Genomic DNA, 20,681 nt, shown 5'->3' on the forward strand with positions numbered 1-20,681 from the left:
CGACCACCGAGATCTACACTCTTTCCCTACACGACGCTCTTCCGATCTTCCACAGCTGCAATAATGTTATCTAAATATTCGTTTAAAGGATAAATTTCTTCAATCAGTCCTTTCTGAACTGCCTCGTCATAATCCATCTCTTTAATTTCTGTTTCATTCACCTTTTCAGCATACGCTTCTATATCCTTAGTCTGTGCTTCATCGGCATCTCTTCCACCGTATGTAAACACTTTAATTCCATTATAAATAGCAGGATTATGACTTGCCGTAACCATCATTCCATATGGCATTTCATGCTTTTCAACATAAAACATAATCAATGGAGTTGGTGCTGATTTGTTTACAAGAAATGATTTGATTCCTTCTGCTGCAAACACCTGACCTGCCCACTGCATTGCTTCCTTAGATAAAAATCTTTTATCATAGCCAATGATGATTCCTTTTTCTGTCTTTTTCTCAGCTTTCATTTTATCACACATAGCCTTCGCAAGCAGTTGTATATTTGATTTTATAAATTCATCACCAATCACTGCTCTCCATCCACCTGTTCCAAAGTTAATCATTTTATAACCATCCTTCCTTTTACAATTTATTTATTAATTATCCTAAAATAACTTCAATTTCATTGATACTGTTTTCAGGTAAAACCCCTATCTCATCAACATTCTCTCCGTTAACCCTGATTTCTTTTACACCTTTCATTACACCATTAGGATTTAATACTTTAATGTTGTATGTAGCTCCACGCCATTTCCTTGTCACGGAAAATTCTTTCCATTCCCCCGGAATACATGGGTTTACGTCTAATTTATCAAAGTCCGGTTTAATACCAAGCATAAATCTTGTTGCGGAAAAATACGACCAGCCGCCTGAACCGGTCATAAACGGATGTCTTGCACGCCCATATGCTGTATGGTCTTTTCCCATAATAAACTGACAATATGAATATGGCTCCGACTCTCTTATTTCAATCATATCATTCTGGTTATAAGGACATAGGGAATCATAATATTCCATAGCTCTGTCACCACGTCCCAAGACACATTCCGCTGCCCATGCCCAAGGATTTGGATGAGAAAAGATTGCCCCATTCTCTTTTACACCGGGATACACTCGAGTTACGAATCCGATATCATCATCAGGAACCGTATAGGATGGTGCATTCAGCATAATTCCATATGGCGTGGCAAGATACTCATGCACGCTATCCATTGCTTTAATACCTTTTTCATAATCTGAAGCACCTGATAATACAGCCCAAGCATTACTCTCGAGATGTACTTTTCCCTCTACATCATCTTTGGTTCCTATTTTCTTAAGATTCTTTGTGATTCCTCTTATGTACCATTCACCATCCCATAATTCTTCGTCACAAACTTTCTTTACTTTTTTTGCCATTTGCGAATACTTCTCAACATCCTCATTTCTCTCCAGATACTGAGCTAATTCCAGGAAACTGTTTATTGCCCAGAAGTGAAGGAATGAAACCATTGCACTTTCGCCACCCCCCAGGTTAAGGCAATCATTCCAATCCGCTCTGAGCCCCTTACAAATTCCGGTTTTTCCTACCTCCTGTGCTGAGAAGTCCAAAATACGTTTCATATGCTCGTAGACCGTATCTCTTCCCTCATCAGCATAATTTATCCCCATGTCAGCAAATGACAAGTCACCAGTCTCTTTTATATATTCTACAATTGATGGAACCAGCCATAATGCATCGTCAGAACATGCATCTTCTATTCCGTGTATAATATCTGTTTTATTTATACCCGGAATAACTGTAGGTGATTTAAATGGTTTTTTCTCATCTTTCTTTTCTTCAAACCATTCAGGTGAAAACAAATGAAGTCCATATCCCTTGGAAACAAGACCATTCAATAACTGTATAATTCTTTCTTTACATTTTTCAGGATTAGAGTGAGGTATCGTCATAGAATCCTGTGCCGTGTCACGATATCCAAGTCCTGTTCTTCCACCTAATTCAATAAACGAAGCGAATCTTGAAAACATAATGTTTACTTCAGACTGATATAAATTCCAAATATTTATCATTGTATTCATTCCTTCATTTGGTGTCTGAATCTGAAGTCTGGACATTTTATCTTCCCAATATTCTTCTAATTGTTTATAAGCATTATCTACATTTTCTAAATTACTATATTTTTCTTTTATCTCTTTTCCTTTTTCTCGATTTCCCTCGCCAAGCATAAATATAAGACGTATTTCTTCACCCGGTTCAAGAATTATATTTTTTTGCAGAGAACCGCAATGATTATTCCCTTTTTCAAACGAACCACTGCAATTTCCCGAGATAACTGCAACAGGATTATCTTCTGTGTGGTATAAACCTAAAAATTTATCTCTCAAGCAATCAAATCCATCCGGTTCAAAATTTGAAGCAAAATATTGATACCCAAACTCCTCATAAAATAAGTCATGTTCAATAATTCCTTCCTCATAAGATGAACCTGCACAATATAAACTCATTTGGAAATTCTGATTGTCAATCATAATATGATGAAATGAAAACTCACAATAAGAAAAAATACTCAAATTTCTAGGCTTATCATCTGTGTTTTTTATAACAACATCCCACAATTCTACATCATCATCTATAGGAACTGACATTTTCTGACTTGCCTGAATCTTATCATAAAGACATTCATAAACCGAATAAGAAAGTCCATGACGGCATTTATATTGTGCCTTATCCAGAGGCTTTCCAACCGGCTGCCAGGATATGCTAAAATAATCTCCATTATCATTATCTCTTACATATACATAATGTCCCGGTCTGTCCATTGGAACGGAATTACCTCTAAATCTGGTAACTCTATGATACTCCGGAGACTTGTAAAACATATATCCACCAGCTGTATGATTAATAACCACACAGGTATCCTTTACTCCTAAATAATTTGTCCAGGATGTAGGCAAAGCAACATTATCAATTACATACTCTTTTTTTTCATTATCAAAATGTCCGTATTTCATAAAATCCTCCCTGTCTACTAACATTTCTACAATTTTCCCTTATTCATTGTTCATTATAAACAGGAAACCGTATAAATAGAATGACTGGGGTTGTTAATTCCTTTTCTAAATTTGGCGAAATGCATAAGCAATAATCTATATACTTCATATCAAAAAGAGCCATTTTCTAAACTTAAGAAAATGGCTCTTTTTGATTCTTTATTACTCTGTTTCCTGACAGATTATTTTCAATATAATATATGATGACTATTTCTCCTGAAATGCGTATCCATTATTTGCCGCAAATGTTTCTGCATAACTTCCTTTTTCACCTATTATTGTCTTTAATCCAGTGCATTCTTCAAATGCCGCATCTTCGATGTTGGTTACATTGGCAGGTATTCGGATAGATTCCAAGCTTTCGCATCCACAAAAAGCATATTTTTCTATCGTTGTCACCGTTTCCGGCAGAATAACCGTCTTTAAACTTGTACAATCAGTGAATATATAAGTTGCAATAACTGTTACGTCTCCTTTGATTTCAACACTTTCCAGTCCACTACAACCAAAAAATTGCATCTCTGCCAGCTTTGTAATCGACTTTGGCAGCACTATAGACTTTAGACTTTCCCGATAAGCCATATCCGGCAATATCTTAGCGCCTTCTTCTACTGTAATGTACGCCAAGCTCTTACAACCGCTGAACGGACTATTTCCAAAACTTGTTACTGAAGCCGGAATATTTATCATTTCTATTGCCGCACATCCTGCAAATGCGTACTCTCCTATATACTGAACTGTGCCCGGCAATTTTATAGATTTGAGATTTTTACATTGATCAAATGCCTGATTTCCTATATATTGCAAATTATTCCCTTCAATTTCTACTGTCTGCAAATAGGCACAGGAAGCAAATGCCAATCTTCCAATATTCAATACGGTATCCGGAATCACAACGCTTGTAATCCTAATGGATGAATAATCAGATTCCTGAAACGCCGTGTCATTAATTTTTGTTACTTTTTTCCCATTAATTGTAGCCGGAATCACAACATCCGTTGAAGTTCCTTTATATCCATTGATAATCACACCGCTTGCTGTTGCAACAAAACTAAACTTTGATGCATTCGTGTCAGGTTGTGTAGGCTCCTCCGGCTTAATCGGATTTTCCGGTTTTGTTGGGTTTTCCGGCTTAGTCGGGTTCACTGGTTTTGTTGGATTTTCCGGCTTCGTTGGATTATCTGGTTTTACTTCCACAGGTTTCTTATTTTTCTTTTTTACAACAATAACTCTACATTTATACTTTTTCTTTCCAACTTTTGCTATAATGTATGTCTTTCCGACCTTTTTGCCTTTGACCTTTCCCTTCTTTGTAACTGTTGCAATTTTTTTGTTCTTTGAACTCCATTTTACCTTTTTCTTATTATTCTTTACTTTCAGTTTCAATGTCTGTCCAACTGTAATCGTTACTTTTGACTTACTCAGTTTCTTTTTCGCCGCTGCATTCGTATTAATTTGACTAAACATTGTCGTTATCATAACTATAGTCAATAAAACAGATAATAATTGCGTTAACTTTTTCATTGCACTTTCTCCTATCATAATATTTTATATTATTACATTATGATACATATTATTTGAAATCAATAAATTAATTTTTATTTTAGTGTAATTTTTATAGAGAATGTATAAATTATTTTCCCATTCCCTGGAGGTGAATGTCAACAGCTTTATAATTTAAAATTGTTATAGTAATACTGTAAAAACGAGGCTGCCGCTTCACGAGTTTTTATTCGTAAAAACGACAGCCTTGTACCATCTTAAAAATTTATAATTGTTATCAACTCTGACTTTTTAGAAATTTCCAGCCTTTGCTGCTTCCTCTACAGAAACTGCAACAGCAACCGTCATACCAACCATTGGGTTGTTTCCTGCACCGATAAGTCCCATCATTTCAACGTGAGCCGGAACAGAAGATGAACCTGCAAACTGCGCGTCTGAATGCATACGTCCCAAAGTGTCAGTCATACCATAGGAAGCCGGACCAGCTGCCATATTATCCGGATGTAATGTACGTCCTGTACCACCACCGGATGCTACTGAGAAATATTTCTTGCCCTGTTCAATACATTCTTTTTTGTATGTACCTGCTACAGGATGCTGGAATCTTGTAGGGTTTGTTGAGTTACCTGTAATAGATACACCCACATTTTCATGATGCATAATTGCAACACCTTCCTGAACATCATCAGCACCATAACATTTTACAGTTGCTCGAAGACCATCTGAATATGCCTTCTCATATACAACATTTAATTTTGCTTCTTTATAATCATATTTTGTCTCAACAAATGTAAAACCGTTAATTCTTGATATAATCTGTGCAGCATCTTTTCCAAGACCATTTAAAATTACTCTCAAAGGTTTCTTACGAACTTTATTTGCCTTTTCAGCAATACCGATAGCTCCTTCAGCAGCAGCAAATGACTCATGACCTGCAAGGAATGCGAAACATTCTGTTTCTTCTTCTAATAACATCTTTCCTAAGTTACCATGTCCAAGACCTACTTTTCTGTGATCTGCAACAGAACCCGGAATACAGAAAGCCTGAAGTCCTTCTCCGATAGCTGCAGCAGCGTCAGCAGCTCTTCTGCAATCCTTTTTAATAGCAATTGCCGCACCTACAATGTAAGCCCAGCATGCATTTTCAAAACAAATTGGCTGAATCCCTTTTACCATATCGTAAACGTTTAATCCAGCATCCTTTGTGATTTTTTCAGCTTCTTCAATAGAAGCAATACCATAACTATTTAAAACAGAATTAATCTGATTAATTCTTCTCTCATATGATTCAAATAATGCCATTGTCGTTACCTCCTATTCCTTTCTTGGGTCGATAATCTTAGCAGCGTCATCAACACGGCCATACTGACCTTTTGATTTTTCCCAAGCTGTTGTAGGATCATCACCTGCTTTAATAAAGTCTGTCATCTTTCCAAGATTTACAAACTGGTAACCAATAACTTCATTATCTGCATCAAGAGCAATACCTGTCACATAACCTTCAGCCATTTCAAGATATCTAACACCTTTTGCTTTTGTGGCATACATTGTACCAACCTGTGAACGGAGACCTTTTCCTAAATCTTCAAGACCGGCACCTACTACTAAACCATCATCTGAAAATGCACTCTGAGTTCTACCATAAACAATCTGTAAAAATAACTCTCTCATAGCTGTATTGATAGCATCACAAACCAAGTCAGTGTTTAACGCTTCAAGAATTGTCTTTCCCTGAAGAATTTCAGCTGCCATAGCTGCTGAATGTGTCATACCTGAACAACCAATAGTCTCAACTAATGCTTCTTCAATGATACCTTCTTTAACATTTAATGTAAGCTTACATGCTCCCTGCTGAGGTGCACACCAGCCCACACCATGTGTAAAACCTGAAATATCTTTGATTTCTTTTGAATGAACCCATTTTCCTTCTTCAGGAATTGGAGCAGGCTCATGTTTTGCGCCCTTAGCTACAGGACACATCATTTCAACTTCTTTTGAATAAATCATTTGAATAAATACTCCTTTCGAAATATGTAATAAATGTGGATTTCAAATGGTACCCACACTTTTTGTCATTGTCTCATAAATTGACAAAATAGTCCATAGTTTTAAGGAAATCTTTTGAAAATCTGTATTTTTTTAGTGCTATTGCACTTCTTGTGGAAAATCGTTATTTCCATAACTATAACTCCAAATCACCCTTATCTGTTTTGACAATCTATCATATGACCACCTTTTCTTACTTCTCGCAATACAATTAGGGTCATTTATCTTAAAACCTTTATTGTCATATCCATAAATGACAATAAAATGACCATTCCTTGTAAAATCTCCCGGTCCTACTCCACAAATAATCATATTTCCCCTATCCAATTCACTTTTTAAAATATCCTCCGACAAACTTAATTCACTCACGTTTACATTATATTCACTTGGAAATGCTGACATTAAAAGCCATGCCGTTCCAATACCATCCACATAATAACCATTTTCCTCACTATATTTTGCAACTACATCGGGTGTTACCTTATCATTTCTAGTTAAGGAATAAATTACCATAGATAAACATGTAGGTCCACATCCCGCCAATCCTATATCCGAATCCCCATATGCAATATGTCCCCATCTTTTATCCCACTGATTGAACAGCGGATGTTGCGCATTTTTTTCTTTTTTTGTCAGCTTATGCGAAACATTGGTATCGTTTTCATAATAATTTCTGACAAATTCCGCCATTTCAGGGTTATTTACAACTTTATCTAATAATTCGCTGTCATAATCCTCTATATTTTCGTAGATATATTTTATATTCTCATCAGCTTCAGAATATTTCTCCAAAAACTTTTCTATTTCTTTTCTTGTAAAATCTCTCGGAGCTTTTATTTTATATTGAATTTTTTTACTTTTTGTACTTATCGTCTCTGTATATTTCTCTGTCTCCGATACTCCTTTTAGCGTATCGCTTATTGTCACATTCTCCTTAGCGTTTCTATTATGATTTGTACAGGACACAATAATTCCAATACACACCATTATCGAAACTATCATAATAATAATATTTTTTATAATCCAATTTCTTTTCTTTATATATGCTTTTCTCTTTCTCTTTTCGTTCATTAATGTGTTTTTATCTCTATAAACCATTTTGTTTTTTAATACCTCCGCCAAAACTCTTTATACTTGCACTCTTTATAAAAGTTCCTCTTAACATTATTTCCCTAATTTTCATTTACTAACAAAACAAGTTATAAGATAAAAATGTATAATTCTTGTATCAAAAAGAGTGTTAAATCAATGTATCTTTTCATCTACCTGATTTAACACTCACTATATTGAATTATGTATAATATTGCATATTTAATTTACAATCGCATTATTCCAATTATAATCTATTTTCTCATAATCGAAATCACATACCTTTAATATATTTTCATAAAGATATTGATGCTGCAAAAATGTATTCATTCTATTTGTTTTGTAGAGATAATCTGATATCTCATACACTGAACTGACACTTTCATCGCTGTATATATAAGTTCCATCCTTTAGCTTCGCAAATGCCCTGACTCGCATTTTTGCATTATAATAATCCTTGACCTTAATAAACTTCATCGTGGCAACATAGCTTTGTACATTATCTCCTTCCATAAAATCATAATCTGTCTTACCATTTTCCGTTGCTTCAAACACAAACACATTGTCATTCAAATTTTCAACAACCATTTCATCTTTTGTGACACGGTCTTCAAAAGCATAAATCAATCCTATTTTTTCTACCTGATTCTTTGGTGCATCTATAGAATATGCAACTCTATGCCCCTCATTTGCCGTACTTATCTGATATCCGTTTATTTCCAAACGTACCTCATGTATACGTTCCAAAACTCCTGACTTTTCTATTACATCACTTATTTGCTCTGCGTAATATTTTCCTGCTATTGCACTGGGATGTGAATTGTCATATCCCTTTCCGTTTTCTATTGCAGCACTATTTTTTAATTCCACGAAATAGGCATATGTCATTCCTGCTTTTGAATTAGCTTCTTCCACGGCTTCTCTGATTGGAGCAAACAGCCCTTCAGCTCCCATTGCCCCAAGACATCCTATCACAACTGCTTCCGGACAATCATGATGTATTTCATTAATAAATCTCAAATACTCTGTCTTAAACTCATGCGCTGTAATCTGTCCTGCCATAAATGCAGCATTATCATTTGTTCCTAAATTAATGATAACAACATCTGCCGGATTTTCTGTATGATTATATTTTATGTTCGATTCCGCCCCTGCACTTTCATCTATCACAGACCAATTTTTTTGTGGTGTAAACAGATTAAAATATATTCCATTGTCATCTTTAAGCACACTTCTAAGCAAACCGTTACCTGATATTCCACAGCTTCTGATATCCGCATTATACATTCTTGTCAGTTCTCCAATATATCCTTTCCACGAATATGCTGCTGACTGTCCATTTCCCAAATCATACAATGCATCCCCATTCGTTATGGAATCACCAAATGCCTCTATTACTAATTTTTTTGCAGGACTTTTTTCCAATATTTTTCCGTCTGTTGGAAGAGTTATATTTTTAATTCCTACTGTATTCGCTGCCAAAAAGCCATGATATCCTCTGTCCATTTTCCGAATTGTTATTTTATGTTCTCCCTCGGCGAGTCCCTTTGCTAATTGTACAGAAACCTCAAATTTATTTTCATCCTGATTATCTGATGCTTTTAATTCAAATATAGCAGCATCCTCAGGCAGAATATTATCGTCAATAAAAACTGCTATCCTCTGGTTTCCTTCAACAACAAAGTCTCCTTTTATTCCGGTGCCATAAAAGTTAATTTCCACTCCCGAATTTGCATAACTAAATGTAATCATATCATTCTTAACAAACGTTTTTCCTAATGTCAGCACATTATCCTTAGTAACTTGAATGACATTGTCATATTCTTCTGCGTTTTCCGCTTTTACGTTTCCATAAACTTCAAATTCATACATTGAATATCCAAAGTTTCCAAATAACAATTGTGCAGATTTGCTCCCCTTCATTCTTATAAAACGTACATCTTCTGCACCTTTAATCTCAAATTCATCTACACCTCCTGTTCCATTTTTCTTTGTAGATACTGTTCTCCACGCATCATTCTCTTTTTCCTTCACCTGTATCTCATAGTCCACTCCGCAGGCTGCTTCCCAATAAATTTTAACCTGACTGATATTTACATTTTGATGCATATCATACTCTATCCATCCATGATTCAAATCCGAACTATTTCCTTCTATATATGTAGACCATCTGCTATCATCTGATATTCTATTTCCGTCCCGTACCTTTTCTGCAATTTGCCCATTCGTTATATTTTCTGCCGATGCACTCACCGTTGTCTGTGGTAAAATTGCCAGGTTTTGAAGGTATGTCTTTTCCGTTTCGTCCATAATGTCAAACATTTTCACAAAAGTAGGATGCTCATATTCTTTACATGTCGAATTAAAAAATCCCCAAGATGGCATTAAACTCTCTGTTTTCCCATTTCTTATCACTGTTCTGTCATCGTGTACTCCAAAGTGGTAGGTAAACAATAATTCACCTGATTTTGATATTGCAGGCTGAGACTTTGCATTATAATTCCATTGTCTGAAAATCGTCTTTGAGTCCTGATAATATCTCATCCACAATTTATATGGTTCTGTTGCATAATAAAGTCTGCTCTCATCCGGCTCTACAAATGGTCCCATCGGAGTATCCGCAACAGCAAATCCTACCGACCCTGTAATACTAAAAGCAGTATTTACGAGAATATATTTTCCGGCAAATGTCCCTTTATCCATATAGGTAATATTCCATTCATTTCCCGGCTGAAAGGTTGTTATTGCAGTTGCTTTTTTATAATCTGATACCCAGCGCTGTCCATCCCAGTAACTGATATCCTCTGATTTTAAATTAGGATACTTATTCTTAAGCACTCTGCTGACAACCATCTTTCCTTCGATACCACATTCCTTTAAGCCTTTTCCATAGAGATAAATCCAATCTCCCTCCTCCAAAATATTTTCATGATATACAATTCCTGTGTCATCTATCTTGGTTTGAACAAGATTATTCACAGTATCTACACCCATATCAGGAAATCCATTATCTAAAAGCGGAGTTGCAAAAAAATCTGCTCCCAGTATTGTTAATCCCGAAAAATGATTTGCAATTGTATAAAGCGAATTGTTTACTACTGTAGAATCACCAATCCAATATCTTCCCGGCAGAATATTTCCTCCCTCATGGGAATCCGAGAGATTTCCATTCAATTTCATATAATACTGCATATTTCTAGGGTCCGGTTCATCTCCTGTAAGCATCATATACGCCATATTTCTCATACCTATACTAAATCCCGTCTTTCCATCGTTTCCGGTTCCACCAAAACCATACTTTGTAGAAAATGTCTCATAATTTCCAAAATTTCCCTCAAAGCTATCCTGAAAGGTAAAAATAGTTTTGCTATTTCCATTTGCCGAGCCACTTGTCTGACCTCCATTCAAACTGGTACCATGGATTCCGTCCCCACCAATCCAGCCTCTCTCATTGTCTCCCGGCATTAGAGATGTTCCTTTGGTATCCGCCTTTCTGTTTCCCTGATACGAAAATTCTCCTGATGACGATACCATACCCGTCCATTCTCTGGAATACTCCGTTGCCCATCCTTTCTCAACATACACTTTTACCTCTGATAGACCAAATTTTACTGATTGATTATTATAATTATTTTTTGGAACAATTTTTATATGCTGCGCATGTTTTCCTTTAAAATCTATTTTCATGCTGCAACTCATTTCATCACTTCCATCTCCTTTTGGAAGCGTATAATTGCCAAGTTTTTTCCAATCTCCTCCCGAAAAATCAAACTTGTCCTGTTCACCATCATTTACGTCATTTTTCTCATAGGTAATAATGTCACATGGATTTCCTGTCGTATACCATATTTCAAATTCCCTGATTCCGATATTTAATTCTGTCGGTTCATTATAATTCCATATCTTCATTGCTGATATAGGATAATTACCGTCTAAATTCATAACCAATAATGATTGTGTACTGTTTCCATTCAATACACACATATCCTGCTTCCGATTAGAATGTTTTTCATTGTCTGACACACTTGAATCAATCAAGGCCATTCCCGAATAATTAAATGCATTCGTAACTGTGTTGTTATCTAACTGCATTGGTGCAAAAGCATCCACTGTGATACTCTGCCCACTACAAGGCTCCGTTTTATGTCTGAATATTCTTATTTCAGCCAATCCATAAATATTACTTCCATCAAAATTTGAAATCGGTGTTATTTTCACATACCTTCCCGTTACCCCATCAAAATCAAAAGATTTCCTGAAATCAACTGTTGACGCTACATTTCCATAATATTTATCATTATCCGCCTTGCTGCATTGAGATAATGTATGTACTCCCCCATCATAAAATTTTTCTCCATCTTCTGAATATTCTATCTTGATATCCTTCATTCCATACTCTAAATGTCTAATATCGTTATAGTTCCATATATACATCTCACCCAGAGACTGTTTTACTCCTAAATCTATTGTTATAGATTCCTTTCCACCTAAATATTGACTTTTTTGCGAGAGATTTTTACTTCCGGCATCATTTGTATCCACGCAGGAATGCATGTGATTCGGTGCCTCGATACCGCTCATCCCACTGTTATCTATCAGATGCTCTGCTTCCTTCGGAAATATATCCTTAACAAGAAACATTTCTCCAACAACATTATTTTGTATATCCCCATCTGCCATGGTTACATGATATCTTTCATCCGTACTCTGACTACTTCTGACATCTATCTCCAATACTCCTATAGACGAGATAATAATTGTCAGACTCAGTATAAACGATAAGACTTTTTTTAATCTCTTTTTGAAACTCCCTCTTTCTAAATACATTTTCTCTCCCTCCGCTTAAACTTTCATTATCATATCATGTCTTATATCCAAAAATTATTAAACATAAACATATTCTTCTTTCACATTAGCGGTTAATTCTGCCAAAATCAATGTATATTTTTTTATGATTATTAACTAATTTTTTATTTTAATTCAAATAGAAAAAGACTTCCGGTTCTCTTAAAACCAAAAGTCTCTTGTCTTATATTTATCAATCTATTATTTTGCTGTAATATATTCTTTTGCTACCAGAAGTTCTGCTGAAAGAACCGCTCCGCCTGCAGCGCCTCTTAAAGTGTTATGTGATAACCCAACAAACTTATAATCATACACGCTGTCTTCTCTCAAACGTCCCACAGAAACACCCATACCATTTTCAAAATCTACATCTAATGCAACCTGTGGTCTATTGTCTTCTTCTAAATACTGAATAAATTGCTTTGGCGCACTAGGAAGTTCTAATTCCTGTGGTTCCCCACTAAAGTTCACCATCGCCTCAATCAACTGTTCTTTTGTAGGTTTCTTAGCAAATTTTACAAATACAGCTGCTGTATGTCCATCTAAAACAGGAACTCTGATACACTGTGTTGTAATAACCGGTGACTGTGCTTTAACAATCTCTCCATTTTCCACTTTACCCCAGAGTCTTAATGGCTCCTGCTCTGATTTTTCTTCTTCTCCACCGATAAATGGAATAATATTTCCTACCATCTCCGGCCAATCCTTAAAAGTCTTTCCTGCACCTGAAATTGCCTGATATGTTGTAGCAACTACCTCTGTTGGCTCGAACTCTTTCCATGCAGTAAGCACTGGTGCATAACTCTGGATAGAACAATTCGGCTTTACTGCCACAAACCCTTTTGTTGTTCCAAGTCTCTTTTTCTGAGATGCAATTACTTCATAATGTTCCGGATTAATTTCCGGAACAACCATCGGCACATCCGGTGTCCATCTATGCGCACTATTGTTTGATACAACAGGTGTCTCCGTCTTTGCATAATCTTCTTCAATTTTTTTTATTTCTTCTTTTGTCATATCGACTGCACTAAATACAAAATCCACTGTAGAAGCAACTGCTTCAACTTCATTTACATTATGTACAATCATTTTTTTTACTTTTTCCGGCATCGGAACTGTCATTTTCCATCTGTCACCTACAGCTTCCTCGTAAGTCTTTCCTGCTGAACGTGGGCTGGCAGCCAACGTAGTAACTTCAAACCATGGATGATTATCCAATAATGTAATAAATCTTTGTCCTACCATTCCTGTAGCGCCAAGCACACCAACTTTTAACTTCTTCTCTAATTTCATCATTTTTTGCCTCCTAATGAATAATTATTTGCTTTAATAAAAATCAGACCAACCGTCATCATTGTTTGCATCAACTGGTTTTGTTTCAACAACATCACCATCTTTATCTGTCGGTTTTTGATTATTTTTTTTCTTTGTTGTCGTGTTCTCTATCGCCTCGTCAGTGAAAATATCATCCATGACATTTACACCATTCTTATTCGGCTTGTTAGATGACTTCTTGTCATCACTCTTACCATTCTTTGAAGAATTGGCATCAGAACCTTTCTCATCAACCTCAGATGAACTCTTTGTGACAACTTCACCGTTTTTATCTGTTTCTGTTTCTATCTGCTCACTCGTCTGAAAATTACTTGCAGTTTCTTCAGTCACTGTAGATTTATTTTCACCCGTTACATTATCATCACGATTTTTCCTGCCACTTGCAATAACAATTCCAACAACAATCACCGCTAAAATTATAATACCAGACACAATGCATATAATCTTTTTATTTTTCATTTTTTTCTCCTTCTTGTAAGGCTTTTTCCTGTTGCTCTATCAAATACTTATTATAATCATCTCTGGATTGTTTCCATGTATCAGACATACAGTATATATTGACATTAACCATAAAATAACAAAACATCCACACAATAAGCAAACCGGTAATCGATGCTGCCCCGCTTCTCTTTTTAAAAAAAGGAAGGGAATCTCTATACTTAAAATCTGATAAAAAAATAGCCGGACTGAAAAATAAAATAAAAAAGAAGATATATTTTATGATTGTCAATATCACATCCATCGGCTCAAAACTATAATATTTTATTTCTCCATAAATACCTGTAACAATATAAAACAGCATAAATGCATAATATAATATTGCCGGTATCATCTTGTACGACTGACCGGAACGGAATCCAAATAATTTTATTCTGCTGTCATTTGGCGCATCCTTTGCAATATGTCTTTTTTTATCATACTTTGCATAAATGTCCTGCCTTTTTTGTGTTTTATAAGGTTTATATGCCATATAACACTTTCCTTTAAATACTTTCCTTTATTTTGTCTAGCAAATATTATATACTAACCCCTTTAAAATGTAAAGGTTCAAAAATCACCGGAAGCAACTCAGCCACATTCTGGTATTGTATGTGTGCATCGAAAGCAATTTCATCAACTAATTACTTTTTCCTTATCGTTTACGCAAAAAAAAGAACAGGATAACCTGTTCTTTTCTATAAGCTTCTGGCGTGACTCGAACACGTGACCTGCTCATTACGAGTGAGCTGCTCTACCAACTGAGCTACAGAAGCATTTGCCAAAGCAACACTGATATTATACTGTTATAAAATCAAAATGTAAAGAGATTTTTTATTTTAAAATACCACAATCATTGAACCAATAGCGTTCCTCTGATATAATTAACTTATGATAAGTTTTAATATAAAAGATATAAATAATTTCATGCAGCATTTATTAGTAAAAGAAACCTTTGATAATTTTTTATTATGTGATGGACAAATCAATACATCTAACTCATTTACAATAAACGGACGTATTAATACTCATTTTTATACTTCCGATGAGTTAAAGACAATGGAAAACGAATTTATATGCTGGAAGAATATAAAACACATCTGTTTTGAGATAGTAAAAGGCACAAAGGTTCCCACCAAAATGAAACTTGTATTTTCATTATCCCCAAACAAATACCCTGAAATAATAAATAATTCAGGAATGATAATTGATGAATCACAAATAAGCGGACTCTATATTCATATTCTGTATGAACAAAATAAACTGGAGGTTATCACCGGTACATCACTCACTACTTTTACTATGGATAAAACACTGGACAAATATTGGGATAATACCGTATTGTCCTATTTCAACCAATATTTTAATTGTGAACAAATCTAGTTTTTTTCTAAAATGTGAACAAACGGTAAATTTTTAGCACTCTTTCCATTAGAGTGCTAATTTTATATTGACATTTTTCTTTTGTGCGTTAAAATTGACATTGTTGCGGGAAATGTATATTTCTTACAATTCATTTTGTGAAATAATATTTTTATATAAAGGAGTGATTTTATGGCAAAAACAGGTAATTTATCAATTAATAGCGAAAATATTTTCCCTATTATAAAAAAGTGGTTATATTCAGACCATGATATTTTTTTCAGAGAATTAGTATCCAATGGATGTGATGCTATTACGAAATTAAAAAAATTAGAAATGATGGGAGAGGCCTCTATCGCTGACGGAGAAGAATTTAAAATCCGGGTATTAGCAAACCCAAATGAAAAAACTCTCACCTTTATTGATAACGGTCTCGGTATGACTGAGGAAGAGGTCGACGAGTACATTAATCAGATTGCTTTTTCAGGTGCTGAAGCATTTCTTGAACAGTATAAAGACAAAACATCCGAAGACCAGATTATTGGGCACTTTGGTTTAGGTTTCTATTCGGCATTCATGGTCGCTGACAGGGTTACAATTGAAACGCTGTCATACAAAGAAGGGGCAAAAGCCGTTTTATGGGATTGTGAGGATGGTACAGAATTTAATATGTCTGAATGCGATAAGACAGACAGAGGAACAAAAATCACACTCTATTTAAACGATGACAGTGTAGAATTTTCAAATCTTTACAGGGCACAGGAGGTTCTGGACAAGTATTGTTCTTTTATGCCTGTTGAGATTTACTTAAGCGACCCAAGCGCTGAACCGGAATACGAAACAATCGATGAAAACGATGTGACAGAAAAAGATACCATCATCGAACATATTGTAGAACCTGCCAAGACAGAAGAAAAAGAAAATGAAGACGGTACAAAGGAAACTGTAGAGATTGAACCGGAACAGAAAAAGGTTAAAATTATTAAGCGTCCAGTTAGTATCAGTGACACCACTCCTCTTTGGGCAAAACATCCAAACGAATGTACAGAGGAAGAATACAAGAATTTCTATCACAAAGTATTTATGGATTATAAAGAGCCATTGTTCTGGATTCATTTAAATATGGATTATCCGTTTAATTTAAAAGGTATTCTTTACTTCCCTAAAATCAATATGGAGTATGAATCTATAGAAGGAACCATCAAACTTTATAATAATCAGGTATTTATCGCTGACAATATTAAAGAAGTCATTCCTGAATTTTTAATGCTATTGAAAGGTGTTATCGATTGTCCTGACCTTCCGTTGAATGTTTCCCGTTCCGCATTACAGAATGATGGTTTTGTTAAGAAAATTTCTGATTACATCACGAAAAAAGTTGCTGACAAACTCTCAGGAATGTGTAAGACAGATAAAGAATCCTACGAAAAATATTGGGACGATATCAGTCCATTTATTAAATTTGGCTGCTTAAAAGATGAAAAATTCTGCGAAAAAATGTCAGATTACGTTTTGTTCAAAAATTTAGACAATAAATATCTTACATTCAAAGAATGCTTAGAAAATAATAAAGAAAAACATGAAAATACTATTTTCTATACAAATGACCCTGTTCAACAGAGTCAGTATATTAATATGTTTCAATCTGAGGGAATCGATGCGGTTATATTAAAAGATAACATTGACCAGCCATTTATTACACAGCTTGAATCTAAAAATGAGGGAGTCAAATTCAAACGTATCGATGATGAATTAAGTGATTCTTTTACAGAAGAACTCAGCGAAGAAGATGCCACTGCACTCAAGGAAAAATTAGTCGAAACCTTTAAAAAAGCACTCGGACGTGAAATAGATATTAAGGTACAAAAACTAAAAGAGGAAAAGGTTTCTTCTATGATTACTGTTTCTGAAGAGACACGTCGTATGCAGGATATGATGAAGATGTATGGAATGACAGGTATGGACCCTGCGATGTTTGGCGGAGCAGGCGAGACGCTTACATTAAACGCAAATAATACTCTTGTTCAATATATTTTAGATAATCCTGAAGGAGAAAATACAGAACTCATCTGTAAACAATTATACGATTTGGCATTAATCAGCCACACTCCTTTAAATCCAGATAGCATGACAGCGTTTATTGAGAGAAGCAACAAAATACTTGAAATATTAACAAAATAATAATTAAGGGGGATACTTCAAAGTAAAGTATCCCCCTAGTTATTTATATTCTATCCTCTATCCCATTTGTCGCATAATGCTTCAATCTGGCTTGCAAACTTTGCTAAATCCTTATTAGCTCCCCCTTCATTTCGCTTAATTACTGCCATAAGCCTTTGACCTGCACCAAGCAGCCTTGCATATACTCCTGCCGCTCTTCTTTGTTTTGCACCATCTTTTATCCGAATTGGAACTCCAACTTTTATCAGTTCACCGGATGCCAAATCAAACTGCGTACCACTATACGGAGCATACGCATGGTATCCATATTCTTTATTTAATAAATCAGCAAAGGTATCACACACACTGTCTTCTCCATGCACAACGAAAACTTTCTCCGGTTTCTGCTTCATTCCCTTTAACCAATTAATTAGACCTGACTGGTCTCCATGTCCGCTGATTCCCTTTAAATTTTCTATATGTGCTTTTACGGCAATTTCTTCTCCAAAAAGTTTTACTGTTTTAGCTCCCTCTAAAATCGTTCTTCCAAGTGTACCCGGTGTCTGAAATCCTACAAATAATATTGTATTATCTTCACACCACAAATTATGTTTTAAGTGATGTCTGATACGCCCTGCCTCACACATTCCTGATGCTGATAAAATCACTTTCGGTTTCTTATCCTCGTTAATTGCAATAGAATCATTACTCGTAACAGATACTTTTAGTCCCTGGAAATTTAACGGATTCACTCCCTGTCTGATGAGCTCCATTGTCTCCTCATCAAAACATTCTATCACATTTTTATTAAATATTGTCGTAGCTTCTATTGCCAGAGGACTATCGACATAAACTTCAAAATCAGGATACTTCGAAACCATTCTCTCTTTTTTTATCATACGCATAAAGTATAACATCTCCTGAGTTCTACCAACCGCAAACGAAGGAATTACAACATTTCCACCTCTGTCAAATGTTTCATTCAATATTCTTGCAAGCTCTCCGACATAATCCGGTCTTCCACCGTGAAGTCTGTCTCCATATGTAGATTCTATCAAAACATAATCTGCCCCATCTGCTATCTCCGGGTCTCTTATAATTGGTTTATTTACATTTCCTATGTCCCCGGAAAAAATAATTGTCTTTGTAATATCATCTTCTGTTAATGTCATTACAATACTTGCAGAACCAAGTAAATGTCCTGCATCCATAAATTTAACTTTTATCTCATCACAGATAACACTCTCTTTGTCATATTCTAAAGGAACCATCAACTCACATGCCTTTGCCGCATCATCCATTGTATAAATAGGCTCTGTAACTTCTCTTCCTGCTCTTTTTGCCTTTCGGCTTTTCCACTTTGCCTCAAACTCCTGAATATGTGCACTGTCACGAAGCATAATATTACACAACTCACATGTTGCTTTTGTTGCGAAAATCTGTCCCTGAAATCCTCTCTTTACCATAAGTGGTATCAAACCTGAATGGTCTATGTGTGCATGTGTCAGAAAAATATAATCAATCTCTCCTGCCAAAACCGGCAATTCCTGATTTACATAAATGTCTTTTCCCTGTTCCATACCACAGTCGATAATAGCTTTTTTCCCACCGACTTCAATATAATGACAACTGCCTGTCACTTCATGAGCCGCACCTAAAAATGTAAGTATCATACCGCTCTCCTTTTTACATAAACTCTTCAAAAATTTTGTCTACTCCACACTCATATTTATAGACATTTTGTGCTTTCCTTATTATCTTTGCACATTTATGCTGGTCTTTCGACAAAAAGGATAAATAATTCCACATTTCTATCATCTTATTTAATAAATGTTTATCCGAACTCATTTCTTCTTTAAAATCCTCATATATTCTATCGTGAAACTGTCTTATCACTTCTTTGGATAAAGCTTTTACCTGATTATCCTTTATTTCATTTACTAAATTAGGGTTTCTCAATAACCCTCTTCCTAACATTATGGAATCTAAACAATATTGAGAACTAATATTTTTGTAATCCTCCACCGTAAATATATTCCCATTGTAACATAGACTATTTTTACTATGTTCATAAGCATATTGGAAAGCATTCATATCCGGGGTTCCCTGATATAACTGAACTCTTGTCCTCGGATGTACAATCACCTCCTCAAACGGATATTTGTTATATACATCCATGATTTCCTCAAATTCTCCTGCATCCATAAGACCGATTCTAGTCTTAACAGAAATTTTCATATCCAGTTTAGAAAATATCTCATCAAAAAATTGATTCATCAAATATGTATCTTTTAAAAATCCTGCCCCTCTTCCTTTTGAGACAACCGTTCCGGAAGGGCAGCCTGCATTCAGATTTACTTCCTGATATCCCATTTCAGCAACCTGTTTTGCCCCTTTTATAAAATATTCCGGATTATTCGCCATAATCTGTGGTACCAAATAAATATCAGAATGATTGTTCTCCGGCAATAAATCCTTTATCTCTTTTCCCTTCAATTTGGGATTATGACATGGAGATATAAATGGTGCAAAATATTTGTCAGGCCCTCCAAAAAACTTGGCAAATGCATTTCTATAAATAAATCCTGTGACACCGTCTAAAGGCGCAAAATAAAATTTCATTTTTTAACTCCATCCACTTGTAATCAATCCTTCGGATTGGTTACAGGTATTGTATTGAGTTTCATTTTAAATCTGCTTCGCAGATGAAACTCAAGCAGGTAATCAATCCTTCGGATTGGTTACAAGTATTGTATTGAGTTTCATTTTAAATCTGCTTCGCAGATGAAACTCAAGCAGGTAATCAATCCTTCGGATTGGTTACAAGTATT

General features: G+C 35.2%; 13 protein-coding genes and 1 tRNA gene. 2 read left to right on the forward strand and 12 right to left on the reverse strand.

Going from position 1 to position 20,681, the window contains the following annotated elements; genetic code table 11:
- Positions 1-600 precede the first annotated feature (600 nt).
- The 10 genes from Q5O86_RS00805 to Q5O86_RS00850 all read right to left on the reverse strand — a co-directional run bounded on the left by Q5O86_RS00805 (position 601) and on the right by Q5O86_RS00850 (position 15,104).
- Positions 601-2,994, reverse strand: a complete 2,394-nt coding sequence (locus Q5O86_RS00805; RefSeq protein ID WP_302625256.1) for a GH116 family glycosyl hydrolase — start codon at positions 2,992-2,994, stop codon at positions 601-603.
- Positions 2,995-3,240: 246 nt separating this feature from the next.
- The gene (locus Q5O86_RS00810) at positions 3,241-4,557 is read right to left on the reverse strand and encodes a leucine-rich repeat domain-containing protein (protein WP_302625257.1); all 1,317 of its coding nucleotides are present in this window, start codon (positions 4,555-4,557) and stop codon (positions 3,241-3,243) included.
- A 270-nt stretch (positions 4,558-4,827) separates the two neighbouring features.
- Positions 4,828-5,838 (reverse strand): GGGtGRT protein, encoded by a 1,011-nt coding sequence (locus Q5O86_RS00815; protein ID WP_302625258.1) that lies wholly within the window; start codon positions 5,836-5,838, stop codon positions 4,828-4,830.
- A gap of 12 nt (positions 5,839-5,850) precedes the next feature.
- On the reverse strand, positions 5,851-6,543 hold the full coding sequence (locus Q5O86_RS00820) for an iron-sulfur cluster assembly scaffold protein (RefSeq protein ID WP_302625259.1): 693 nt from the start codon (positions 6,541-6,543) through the stop codon (positions 5,851-5,853).
- Positions 6,544-6,681: 138 nt separating this feature from the next.
- Positions 6,682-7,680 (reverse strand): C39 family peptidase, encoded by a 999-nt coding sequence (locus Q5O86_RS00825; RefSeq protein WP_302625260.1) that lies wholly within the window; start codon positions 7,678-7,680, stop codon positions 6,682-6,684.
- Between the two features lie 213 nt (positions 7,681-7,893).
- Positions 7,894-12,498 carry a discoidin domain-containing protein gene (locus tag Q5O86_RS00830; protein ID WP_302625261.1) on the reverse strand — a complete coding sequence of 1,535 codons (4,605 nt, stop codon included), beginning with the start codon at positions 12,496-12,498 and terminating at the stop codon, positions 7,894-7,896.
- 219 nt (positions 12,499-12,717) lie between these two features.
- Positions 12,718-13,809 (reverse strand): aspartate-semialdehyde dehydrogenase, encoded by a 1,092-nt coding sequence (gene asd / locus Q5O86_RS00835; protein ID WP_368074713.1) that lies wholly within the window; start codon positions 13,807-13,809, stop codon positions 12,718-12,720.
- Positions 13,810-13,842: 33 nt separating this feature from the next.
- A complete protein-coding gene (locus Q5O86_RS00840) occupies positions 13,843-14,310 on the reverse strand; it encodes a hypothetical protein (RefSeq protein WP_302625263.1) in 468 nt (155 codons plus the stop codon).
- A complete protein-coding gene (locus Q5O86_RS00845; RefSeq protein WP_302625264.1) occupies positions 14,300-14,821 on the reverse strand; it encodes a hypothetical protein in 522 nt (173 codons plus the stop codon). Before Q5O86_RS00845 ends, Q5O86_RS00840 begins: the two co-directional genes overlap by 11 nt.
- Positions 14,822-15,031: 210 nt before the next feature.
- Positions 15,032-15,104: transfer RNA gene (locus tag Q5O86_RS00850), tRNA-Thr, on the reverse strand.
- Positions 15,105-15,255: 151 nt separating this feature from the next.
- On the opposite strand from Q5O86_RS00850, the gene Q5O86_RS00855 reads away from it, so the two are divergent.
- Both Q5O86_RS00855 and htpG read left to right on the forward strand, forming a co-directional pair.
- Positions 15,256-15,711: a DUF5721 family protein gene (locus Q5O86_RS00855; RefSeq protein WP_302625265.1), complete on the forward strand. Its 456-nt coding sequence runs from the start codon at positions 15,256-15,258 to the stop codon at positions 15,709-15,711.
- A gap of 171 nt (positions 15,712-15,882) precedes the next feature.
- Complete coding sequence (gene htpG, locus Q5O86_RS00860; RefSeq protein WP_302625266.1) at positions 15,883-17,871, forward strand: molecular chaperone HtpG; 1,989 nt, start codon at positions 15,883-15,885, stop codon at positions 17,869-17,871.
- A gap of 50 nt (positions 17,872-17,921) precedes the next feature.
- On the opposite strand, the gene Q5O86_RS00865 is transcribed toward htpG, so the two are convergent.
- Positions 17,922-19,523, reverse strand: coding sequence for an MBL fold metallo-hydrolase RNA specificity domain-containing protein (locus Q5O86_RS00865; RefSeq protein ID WP_302625267.1), 1,602 nt, complete (start codon positions 19,521-19,523; stop codon positions 17,922-17,924).
- Between the two features lie 13 nt (positions 19,524-19,536).
- Entirely contained in the window at positions 19,537-20,472 is a 936-nt protein-coding gene (locus Q5O86_RS00870) for a tRNA-dihydrouridine synthase (RefSeq protein ID WP_302625268.1), read from the reverse strand.
- Positions 20,473-20,681: the final 209 nt, after the last annotated feature.

The organism is uncultured Eubacterium sp. (genome assembly GCF_937958975.1).
GTDB lineage: Bacteria > Bacillota > Clostridia > Lachnospirales > Lachnospiraceae > Eubacterium_G.

What these genes read in the sequence shown, in the direction of transcription:
- Q5O86_RS00805 (WP_302625256.1), bottom strand. Translation starts at nt 2,994, where the DNA reads ATGAAATACGGACATTTTGATAATGAAAAAAAAGAGTATGTAATTGAT.
- Q5O86_RS00810 (WP_302625257.1), bottom strand. Translation starts at nt 4,557, where the DNA reads ATGAAAAAGTTAACGCAATTATTATCTGTTTTATTGACTATAGTTATG.
- Q5O86_RS00815 (WP_302625258.1), bottom strand. Translation starts at nt 5,838, where the DNA reads ATGGCATTATTTGAATCATATGAGAGAAGAATTAATCAGATTAATTCT.
- Q5O86_RS00820 (WP_302625259.1), bottom strand. Translation starts at nt 6,543, where the DNA reads ATGATTTATTCAAAAGAAGTTGAAATGATGTGTCCTGTAGCTAAGGGC.
- Q5O86_RS00825 (WP_302625260.1), bottom strand. Translation starts at nt 7,680, where the DNA reads ATGGTTTATAGAGATAAAAACACATTAATGAACGAAAAGAGAAAGAGA.
- Q5O86_RS00830 (WP_302625261.1), bottom strand. Translation starts at nt 12,498, where the DNA reads ATGTATTTAGAAAGAGGGAGTTTCAAAAAGAGATTAAAAAAAGTCTTA.
- asd (WP_368074713.1), bottom strand. Translation starts at nt 13,809, where the DNA reads ATGAAATTAGAGAAGAAGTTAAAAGTTGGTGTGCTTGGCGCTACAGGA.
- Q5O86_RS00840 (WP_302625263.1), bottom strand. Translation starts at nt 14,310, where the DNA reads ATGAAAAATAAAAAGATTATATGCATTGTGTCTGGTATTATAATTTTA.
- Q5O86_RS00845 (WP_302625264.1), bottom strand. Translation starts at nt 14,821, where the DNA reads ATGGCATATAAACCTTATAAAACACAAAAAAGGCAGGACATTTATGCA.
- Q5O86_RS00855 (WP_302625265.1), top strand. Translation starts at nt 15,256, where the DNA reads ATGCAGCATTTATTAGTAAAAGAAACCTTTGATAATTTTTTATTATGT.
- htpG (WP_302625266.1), top strand. Translation starts at nt 15,883, where the DNA reads ATGGCAAAAACAGGTAATTTATCAATTAATAGCGAAAATATTTTCCCT.
- Q5O86_RS00865 (WP_302625267.1), bottom strand. Translation starts at nt 19,523, where the DNA reads ATGATACTTACATTTTTAGGTGCGGCTCATGAAGTGACAGGCAGTTGT.
- Q5O86_RS00870 (WP_302625268.1), bottom strand. Translation starts at nt 20,472, where the DNA reads ATGAAATTTTATTTTGCGCCTTTAGACGGTGTCACAGGATTTATTTAT.